Origin of the sequence: Frankia sp. AiPa1 (assembly GCF_023243075.1) — a bacterium.
Classification (GTDB): domain Bacteria; phylum Actinomycetota; class Actinomycetes; order Frankiales; family Frankiaceae; genus Frankia.
In genome coordinates this window covers 1-10817 of the sequence record NZ_JALKFZ020000043.1, presented here as the reverse complement: position 1 = coordinate 10817, position 10817 = coordinate 1, and the positions used below count along the sequence as shown (strand labels likewise).

Here is a 10817-nt window from a genome sequence, read left to right as displayed (position 1 = left end):
CCGCCTTCGGCATCAGCGGCACCAACGCCCACGTCATCCTAGAAGAACCCGACAAACAGGACACCAACCCCGACGGCGCGCGACCAGCCCCACCCGACCACGACGAGGACCCCGCCGACGAACACCGCGCCCCCTGGGTGACCGCCGGCACGGTGGCGACCCTGGCCTGGCCGATCTCGGCGCACACCGTGGACGCGCTGCGCGCACAGGCGGCCCGCCTGCACGAGTACGCCACCGCACATCCTGACCTGACCGTCGCCGACGTCGGCTTCTCGCTCGTGACGACCCGCACTCACCACGACCACCGGGCGGTCGCCGTAGGCAGCGACCGCGACGCGCTGCTTGCCGAGCTGGCCGCCCTGTCCGGCGGCCGGCAGTCGACCGACCTCACCCCGACGGACGCCACACCGGCCGGCAGCACGTCGGCCAAGCTGGTGCAGGGGAGCGCGACGGCGATGGGCGGAACCGTGTTCGTCTTCCCGGGCCAGGGTTCGCAGTGGATCGGGATGGCCGTCGACCTGGCGCAGTCCAGCCCCGCCTTCCGGGCCGCGCTGAATTCCTGCGCCGAGGCGCTCGCGCCGTACGTCGACTGGTCGCTGTGGGACGTGCTGCGCGGCGCGCCGCAGGCTCCATCCCTGGACCGGGTCGACGTCGTGCAGCCCGCGCTGTTCGCCGTGATGGTCTCGCTGGCAGCGCTGTGGCGACACCTGGGCGTGCAGCCGGACGTGGTGGTCGGGCACTCGCAGGGCGAGATCGCGGCGGCGCACGTCGCGGGCGCGATCTCGTTGACGCAGGCGGCCCGCATCGTGGCGCTGCGCTCCCGGGCACTCACCCGGCTTCCCGCGGGCGGTGCCATGGCCGCGATCGCCCTGTCGGCCGAGCAGACCAGTGCCCAGATCGCCCGGTGGGGTGACCGGCTGGCCCTGGCGGCAGTCAACGGACGCGCGGCGGTCGTCGTCGCCGGTGATGCGGACGCGCTGGCGGAGTTCACCGCGCAGTGTGTCGCGCAGGGGGTGCGGACGCGAACGCTCCCGGTCGACTACGCATCGCACTCCGCTCAGGTGGAGGCCGTACGCGATCCGCTGCTCGCGGATCTGGCCGAGTCGGATGGCGAGGCGGCGGCCACGGCGGACAGCGGGGTGGGCGCACCCGGCGCCATCGCGTTCTATTCGACCGTGACGGGCGACCGGCTCGATCCCCAGGAGCTCACCGCGCGGTACTGGTACCGCAACCTGCGGCAGACCGTGCGTTTCGCCGACGCGGTCCGCGCCTTGTTGGCCGCTGGGCACCGGACGTTCATCGAGGTCAGTGCGCATCCCGTCCTGACTGCCGCCATCGAGGAGACGGCCGAGGAGCAGGGCGTGGCCGAACCAGTCGTCACCGGCTCGCTGCGCCGGGACACCGCGGGGCCGGACAGCTTCCTGCGGGCGCTAGCAGCCGTCCACACCTGCGGCCTGCGGGTCGACTGGCCGGCGCTGTTCGCCGGTGCCGGGGGCCGGCGTATCGCCCTGCCCACCTACGCGTTCCAGCAGGAGAGCTACTGGCTGGACGCCCCGCCCCTCGTCGGGGACGTCGGCTCGGCGGGTCTGGGGACGCCCGACCACCCGCTGCTGGGCGCCGCACTCGACCATGCGGACGGCGCCGAGCACCTGTTCACCGGACGTGTCGCCACCACCACGCACCCCTGGGTGGCCGACTACGCCGTCGACGGCCTCGCGGTGCTGCCCGCCAGCGCCGTCCTCGACCTCGTCCTGTACGCTGCCGCCCGTGTCGGGGTGCGCGGGGTGGAGCATCTGACGCAGGAGTCCTCGCTGGTGATTCCGCGTGAGACAGCCGTCGACCTACAGGTCGTCCTCGGCGGCCCGGATGACACCGGGCGCCGGGCGGTCTCCGTGTACAGCCGGGACGCGCAGGGCCGGTCCGGGGGATGGACCCGGCACGCCACCGGAATCCTTCCCGCCGCGGTGGCGAGCGCCGACCGCCCGGAGCAGACCGACACGTCCCCGGTCACGCCCGCCGCCGGCCGGCCGGACCCGGCGGACCTGCGGACCTGGCCGCCACCCGATGCCGACGAACTCGATCCCACGGACCTGGCCGGGGCGTTGGCCGACGCTGGCCTCGAGCACGGGCCCGCGTTCGACCTGCCGGTACGGGTCTGGCGCGACGGTGCGCAGCTGTACGCGCAGGCCGAGCTGCCCGCCGGGCGCCAGGACGGCCACACACTGCACCCGCTACTGCTCGACGCCGTGCTTCGCCCCCTGTTCGCCTCGTCGCTCGTCGACCCCGACCAGGTGTTGCTGCCCCGAGCCTGGCACGGTGTGGCCCTGCACGGCTCGGCCACGTCTGTCTCGGCGATCCGAGCCAGGCTGACCACCACCGGCGCCACCGCGGACATCATCGGCGCGGCCGACGTGCTGTTCACCGACGGCGACGGCGAGCCGATCGCCTCGGTGACGGACCTGGCCCTCGGCCCGGTCCGGCTCCCGAGCGCGGCGATGTCGCCGAGGGCGCTGCCCCGCGACGCCCTGCTCGCCCTGGACTGGGTTCCGCTCGCCGCCGACCCGTCCCGTCGGGCCGCCATCCGGCTGGCGGTCGTCGCAACTCCCGCGGGCACGGAGGAGGATGATCCCGGCGGCCCACACGCCACGACCCAGGACTACCAGGACGACACCGCCGGTCTCCCGCAGCTACCGGGCGTGACAGCACACCCGACTCTCACCGCCCTGGCCGAGGCGGTCGCGGACGGACTGCCGCTGCCCGACGCGGTCGTCGTGACGATCACCACCACCACCGCGGCGGCCGCCAGCACCAACGGGGCCACACCGGACCTGCCGGACGCCGCGCGGGCCGCCGCCGGCCAGGTGCTCGCGCTGGCTCGCGGATGGGTCGCCGAGACCCGACTCGGCGCCAGCAGTCTGGTGGTGCTCACCAGTGGTGCTGTCGCCGCCGCCGCGGGCGATGCTCCCGACCCGGCCGCCGCCACCGTCTGGGGCCTGCTGCGCTCGGCGCAACAGGAGGAACCGGGCAGGTTCGTTCTGTTGGACGCGGACCCCCGCGCCGCCGGTCAGCGGCCGCAGGCCGCCGCGCGCCTGCTGCATCAGACCGTCGCCGACGCCCTCGCCGGCGGTGAGTGGCAGGTGGCGCTTCGGGACGGTCAGCCACGTGCTCCCCGGCTGCGGGCGCTGCCCCCGACGGACGCCCACGCCGCCATCGACGCCACGGCGCCGGCCTGGCGGTTCGACAAGGACGCGACCGTGCTGGTCGCCGGGGACGAGCCGGCGGACCTGGCCCTCGTCGTCGACGAGCTGGTCGCCGCGCACGGGGTACGCCACCTGCTCGTCGCGCTCGGTCGGCCGGCGCAGCGGGCCACCGCGGGACCCGCGCCGGAGAGCGCCGACGGTCCGGTGCGCACCGCCGCGGCGGCCGCGCGGGACCAGGGCGCGCGGGTCGAGATCGCGCAGTGCGACACCCGGGACCGGGCGGCGGTGTCCACGCTGCTGTCGGGCATCCCGTCCGACCACCCGCTGCGCGCTGTGGTGTATGTCCCCGACCTGGGTGTGCGCGGGATGATCGACTCGCTGGACCCGGGTCAGCTCGACACCGTGCTCGGCACCGGCGCGCGGACGGCCTGGAACCTGCACGAGCTGACCGCCACCTGGCCGCTGACCGAGTTCGTGCTGTTCTCCAGTGCGGCGGCCACGGCCGGCGCGGCTGGCCGGGCCGGCCACGCGGCGGCGGGCGCCTTCCTCGACGCGCTGGCGGAGCACCGCCGTGCCGCCGGCCTGCCGGCGACGTCGCTGGGCTGGGGCCCATGGCAGCGGGCCGGCGCGGCGGACCAACGGCGCACGGCCGGCGCCGTCTTCGCCCCGCTGTCCGCGGACCTGGTCCGGACGTTGTTCACGGCCAGCGCAGGCGCGGGACGGGACCGGGCCGTGCTGCTGCCCGCCCCCCTGCACCCCGCCGCCCTGCGCTCGGCTCTTGGAGCAGGCACAGCGGCGCCGCTGTTCGCCACGCTCACTGGCCGGACGACACCGGTCGCCACCACCTCGACCGCGCTGCGCCGCCAGCTCGCCGGCATCCCCGCCGGCCGTCAGCGGAGCGCCCTGGTCGATCTGGTCCGCGCCCAGGTGGCCGCCGTGCTGCGCCTGCCCGACGCTCGGACCGTACGCGCCGACCGTGCGTTCACCGACCTCGGCTTCGACTCTCTGACCGCGGTGGAGCTGCGCAACCGGCTCGCGGCGGCTACCGGTCTGCGCCTGCCCACGACCGTCGCGTTCGACCAGCCGAATCCGCTCGCGCTGGCCCGTTTCCTGCTCGCTCGCGTCCAGCCCGAACAGTCCTGGGTGCGCGCACGCGGGCCGGCGAACCGATCCGGACAACCCGACGACCCGATCGCGATCGTGGCGATGGGCTGCCGCTATCCGGGCGGAGCCGACTCGCCGGAACGGCTGTGGCGCATCCTCGCCGACGGCACCGACGCGATCTCCGACTTCCCCACCAACCGCGGTTGGGACCTCGACCAGCTGTTCCACCCCGACCCGGACCGGCCGGGCACGACCTACGCCCGCCAAGGCGGCTTTCTCCACGATGCGGACGGTTTCGACGCCGAGTTCTTCGGTATCAGCCCACGGGAGGCGCTCGCCACCGATCCGCAGCACCGGCTGCTGCTGGAGACCGCCTGGGAGGCGTTCGAGCGCGCCGGCATCCCCCCGGACACGCTGCGGGACACCCGCACGGCCGTCTACGTGGGAACGGTGGGTACCGACTACAGCTCGCGGCTGCGCTCCGTGCCCGACGACCTGGAGGGATACCTGGGGATCGGCAGTGCCAGCAGCGTCGCCTCCGGACGACTCTCCTATGCCTTCGGGCTGCGCGGCCCGTCCGTCAGCGTGGAGACGGCCTGCTCGTCATCGCTGGTCGCGCTGCATCTGGGGATGCGGTCACTGCGCAGTGGGGAGTGCGACCTGGTACTGGCCGGGGGCGCAACGGTGCTCGCCACCCCCGACCTGTTCGTCTGGTTCAGCCGGCAGCGGGGACTGTCCCCCACCGCACGCTGCCGTGCTTTCGCCGCGACGGCCGACGGCACGGCTTTCGCGGAGGGTGTCGGTCTGTTGCTGTTGGAACGGCTCTCCGACGCCCGGCGCAACCAGCACCCCGTGCTCGCCATCCTCCGCGGTAGCGCGATGAACTCCGACGGCGCCAGCAATGGACTGACGGCGCCCAGCGGTCCCGCGCAGGAGCAGGTGATCCGGCAGGCCCTCGACGACGCCGGCCTGACCCCCGGCGATGTGGACTCGATGGAGGCCCACGGCACCGGCACGAGCCTCGGCGACCCGATCGAGGCCCAGGCCATCCTCGCCACCTACGGCCAGGATCGCCCTGCCGACCGGCCGCTGTGGCTCGGCTCGTTGAAGTCCAACATCGGCCACACCAACGCGGCCGCGGGTGTCGGCGGTGTCATCAAGATGGTGCAGGCGCTGCGCCACGGCCTGCTGCCCCGCACGCTGCACGTGGACGAGCCGTCCCCGCACGTCGACTGGGAGCAGGGCGACGTGCGGCTGCTCACCGAGGCCCGCCCGTGGGCTGCCGACGAGCACCGCCCTCGCCGCGGCGCCGTGTCGGCGTTCGGGATGAGCGGCACCAACGCGCACGTGATCCTCGAAGAGGCACCGCCGATCGCGGCGCCGGCGCCGGCGCCGGTCGCCGTCGCGGCGCCGTGGCTGCTCTCAGCGCACAGTCCCCAGGCGCTGCGCGCGGTGGCGGCCCGGCTGCGCGGGCATCTCGCCGAGCACCCCGACCTGGCCGAGGCCGAGGTGGCCGCCGAGCTGGCCACCACCCGGGCCTTCCTCGGGCACCGCGCGGCGGTGACCGGCGCTGACCGCAATCAGCTGCTCGACGGACTCGCCGCCCTAGCCCAGGGCACGTCGGCTCCCGGCGTCACCCGGGGAGAGCCGGGCAACGCCGGTCCCGTCGCGTTCCTGTTCTCCGGGCAGGGCAGCCAGCGCGCAGGGATGGGTCGCGAGCTCCATGCGGCCCATCCCGTGTTCGCCCGGGCCCTGGACGAGGTGTGCGACCACCTCGACCCCCATCTTCAGGTACCGCTGCGCGAGATCCTGTTCGCGGCGGCAGACGATCCGCGCGCCGGGCTGCTAGACCAGACCCGTTACACCCAGGCCGCGCTGTTCGCCGTGGAGGTGGCCCTGTTCCGGCTGGTCACCCACTGGGGTGTCGTCCCCGACCACCTCATCGGCCACTCCGTCGGCGAGCTGACGGCGGCGCACGCCGCCGGGGTGATGTCGCTCGCCGACGCCTGCCGACTCGTGGCGGCCCGCGGCGACCTGATGCAGGCCGCCCGGGCGGACGGCGCGATGGTCGCCGTCGGCGTGGCGGCGGCGGACGTCACCGCGGCGCTGGCAGGGCTCGAGGACCGCGTCTGCATCGCCGCCGTCAACGGCCCCGCCGCCACGGTCATCTCCGGCGACCGCGACGTCTGCCTGAGCCTGGCCGAGCAGTGGCGGGCGCAGGGGCGACGAACCCGGCGGCTCACCGTCAGCCACGCGTTCCACTCCCCGCACATGGACGGCATCCTCGACCGCTTCCGCGAGATCGCCACCACCATCGACTACCAGGAACCCCGGATCCCCCTCATCTCCAACCTCACCGGCCACACCGCCACCCCCGACCAACTCCGCTCCCCCGACTACTGGACCGACCACATCCGCCACCCCGTCCGCTTCCACGACGGCATCCACCACCTACACACCCTCGGCGTCACCACCTACCTGGAACTGGGACCGCAGGGTGCGCTGACCCACCTGACCCAGGACTGTCTGCCCGACGCGCCGGGCGTGGTGACCCTGCCGGTGCTACGCGCCGACCGCGACGAGTCCGCCGCGGCGGCACTGGCGCTGGCAGTCCTGTTCGTGCATGGCGCCGAGGTGCGTTGGGAGTCGGTGTTCGGTGGCCGCGTCGCCGCTGCGACCAGACTGCCGACCTATCCGTTCCAGCGCGACCGCTACTGGCTCGCGGACGAGGCAGCCCCGGCGGACATAACCGCCGCCGGTCTGCACGACGCCGGCCATCCGCTGCTCGCCGCCGCCGTCGACCTGCCGGACGGCACGGCGGTGTTCACGGGCGTCCTCTCAGGCCGAACGCGGCCCTGGCTGGTGAATCTCTCGGCGCAGCTGCTGGCGGGGGTCGGCGTGGAGCTGGCCCTGCACGCGGGCCTGCGCACCGGCACCGGACATCTGCAACGACTGACGGTCACGCCGGGGACGGCCGCGTCGGGGGCCGCGCTGCGGTTGCGGCTCGTCGTGGCCGCCGAGGACCCATCCGGCGCCCGGGCCGTCTCGGTGCACACCCGTCCGGTCGGTGCGGGCGACGATGACGGCACCGGGGACGATGCCGTCGACGGCCAGTACTCCGCGTCCGCCTGGACGCCGTTCGCGCTCGGCGTGCTCACCCCCTCCCCCATCGGGGGCGCGACCGCACTCGGCGGCGAGCTCTCGCCCCAGATGAATCCGATCGGCGAGAACACGCGGCGATGGCCGCCGACGGAGGCGGTCGACGTCGACGACGACGAGTTCTCCGCGCTGGTGGACGCGGCCGCACCGGCCCTCGTCCGGGGAGCCTGGCACCGCGGCGCGCACGGCTTCATCGAGGTCGAGGTGACACCGGGGACTCGTCCCGAAGCCGAGCGCAGCGCCGTGCATCCCACCCTGCTCGCGGCGGCGGTGCACGCCCTGTCCCGGACCGACCCGGGGGCGGCACCCATCTCGCTGACCTTCACCAATGTCCGACTGCACGCGACGGGTGCTACCGAGGTGCGCGGCCAGGTCGGCGGAGGGGAGCAGGGCAGCTCGATCGTCCTCACCGACGGCGCCGGGCAGAAGGTCCTCACCGTCGGGTCGCTGCGCGTCGACAGCGCCGGCACCGGTACTGGCAGCGCGGCAACCACCGATCTCGGCCAGCGCCTGCCGCTGCACGTGCTGAGGTGGGCGCCGCCGACGGCGGACCTCGACGAGGGTTCCGCCAGCCCGTCCGATAGCGAGGGACTGACGGGTGCCGCCCCGCGACCCAGCGACCAGTGGACCGTGCTCGCGGACCCGGCCGAACACGAACCGGTGCGCCGGCTGCTCGGCGTCGACGCCGTACGGCTGTGCTCCGACCTACGCGAGCTGCGGGAGACGATCGCTGCTGGAACGCCGCTGCCCCCGGCGGTCCTGCTCCCGCTGCCATCATCCGCCGCCGCTCCCGACGTCCGTCCGGCCGACGGGGAGCACGACCCGGCACTGCCCGCAATCGTGCATGCGGAGGTCTCCGCCGTGCTGCGGATCATCCAGGACTGGCTCGCCGAGCCGGCGTTCGCCGAGGCCCGGCTGGTCGTCGTCACCCAGGGCGCGGTCGCGACCGACCCGCGCCAAGGCGTCCCCGACCTGGCCCGCGCCGCGGTGTGGGGGCTGGTCCGGACCGCCCAGTCCGAGAACCCGGGCCGTTTCGTTCTCGTGGATCTGGAGCCGGCGACCGGTCTGGCGCAGCTGGTGGGCTCGGCAGCGGACGGGCTGGCGGCGGCGGTCGACTCGGGCGCCGGGCTGTGCGCGGTGCGGGCGGGCACGGTTTTCGTGCCCCGCCTCCAGGTCCCCGGCCCTCGGACGCCCAGCCCCCAGCTGGTGCCACGCGCCGGTGAAACACCGGATTCCCCCACCCACCGCCACGGCGACCGGACCGTGGCGGCCTCGCTGCCGCTGTCCCCATCGGGAACCATCCTGATCACCGGTGGTACCGGGGCACTCGGCGGCGTCCTCGCCCGGCACCTGGCGAGCGTGCACGGCGCGCGGCACCTGCTGCTACTCAGCCGGCAGGGCTCGCGGGCCGCCGGCGCCCGCCGGCTCGTCGCCGACCTCGCCGACCTCGGCGCGCAGGCCACGGTGGTGGCTTGCGATGCCAGTGATCGTGCGCAGCTGGCCGCCGCGTTGGCCGCCGTGCCGGCCGATCAACCACTGACCTCGGTGATCCATCTGGCCGGAGTCCTGGACGACGGTGTCCTGGCGGCGCTGACTCCGGCCCGGCTCAGCACCGTGCTGCGCCCGAAGGTGGACGCCGCATGGAACCTGCACGAGCTCACCACCGGCGCGGGACTGGCGGAGTTCGTACTCTTCTCCTCGGCCGCCGGGGTGCTCGGCAGCGCCGGTCAGGGTGCCTACGCGGCAGCCAGCACCTTTCTGGACGGGCTTGCCGCGCACCGCCGCTCCCGGGGCCTACCCGCGACCTCGATGGCCTGGGGGCTGTGGGCGTCGGAGGGCGGCATGGCCGGCGGTCTCGACGACGTCGCCCGCGCCCGGCTCGGTCGCACCGGCCTGGCACCGCTGTCACCGGTCCAGGGGATGGCGCTGTTCGACGTGGCCCGCGCCACGCCGCACGACGCCGCCGTGGTGACCGCCCGGTGGAATATCGCGGCGCTGCGGCGACAGGCCGACGCGGGTCGGCTGCACCCCATCCTGACCGGACTGGTCCGCCGCCCGCCGCGGCGAGCGGCCGCGGCCGAGCCCGTCCGGGAGGTCCCGCTCGTCGAGCGGTTGGCCGGTCTGCCGGCCGACGAGCGTGCGGCCCACCTGCTCGCGCTCGTCCGGACGCAGTGTGCGCTGGTATTGGGGCACGGGCGGGCGGACGCCGTCCGCGCCGACACCCCGTTCCGGGACACCGGGTTCGACTCGCTGACCGCCCTGGAGCTTCGCAACCAGCTGAACGCCCGCACCGGGCTAACCCTGCCCACCACGCTGCTTTTCGATCATCCGACACCGGCGGAGGTCGCCACGCTACTCAGCGCGGAGCTGCTCGCCGCCGCCGGCGGCTCCGGCGGGCGTCCGCCCGGCGCGGACCTACCCGCCGAGGCCGTGCTCGCCGGGCTGGCCGAGCTGGAGACAGCGCTGGAACGCCTCACCGCGAGCGATCCCGCGCTGGCGGTGATCCGGCCGCGCCTGCTTGCTCTGGCCGGCCGCGCGCCGCTCGTCGACGGATCACCCACGCCGGACGAGCGCCTGTTCACCGCCACCGACGAGGAACTGTTCGACGCACTCGACCAGGAGATCGGCGCCCCCTGACGGCGGGTCGCCACGGCGCGACGGACTCCCCGCCGTGCCCCGACGAGAACGGTGCCCCGAAGAGAACGGTGATCGGATGTCCAACGAGGAGAAGCTGCGCGAGTATCTGCGGCGGGCCACCACCGATGTGCGACAGGTGCGCCGCCGGCTGGCCGAACTTGAGGAACGCGACCGCGAGCCCATTGCGATCATCGGGATGAGCTGCCGGTTTCCGGGCGGCGTCGAGTCCCCGCAGGACCTGTGGGAGCTGCTCGACGCCGGCCAGGACGCCACCGGGGAGTTTCCCACCGACCGCGGCTGGGACCTGGGCGGCCTGTACGACCCCGAACCCGGCCGCCCGGACCGTTCGTACGTGCGCCGCGGCGGCTTCCTGCGCGACGCCGGCGCCTTCGATCCGGCCTTCTTCGGCATCGGACCGCGGGAGGCCACCGCCATGGATCCGCAGCACCGACTGCTGCTGGAGACCGTGTGGGAGTCCATCGAGGCTGCCGGCATCGAACCGCGGACGCTGCGGGGCAGCCGCACCGGCACGTTCGTGGGCCTGGCTGCCAGCCGCTACGCACCCGAGCGCGGTCGGGTGCCCACCGAGTTCGACGGCCACATCATGACCGGCAACGCCACCAGCCTCGCCTCCGGCCGAGTGGCCTACACCTTCGGTCTGCGCGGGCCGGCGGTGACCGTGGACACCGCCTGCTCGTCCTCGCTGGTCGCACTGCA

2 protein-coding genes are annotated in these 10817 nt (G+C 74.5%); both read left to right on the top strand.

What is annotated here, in order from left to right:
• Positions 1–137: 137 nt before the first annotated feature.
• Complete coding sequence (locus tag MXD95_RS06345; protein WP_374121979.1) at positions 138–10100, top strand: SDR family NAD(P)-dependent oxidoreductase; 9963 nt, start codon at positions 138–140, stop codon at positions 10098–10100.
• 76 nt (positions 10101–10176) lie between these two features.
• The coding region (locus MXD95_RS06340; RefSeq protein WP_250639602.1) for a beta-ketoacyl synthase N-terminal-like domain-containing protein at positions 10177–10817 on the top strand (641 nt) is incomplete at its 3' end.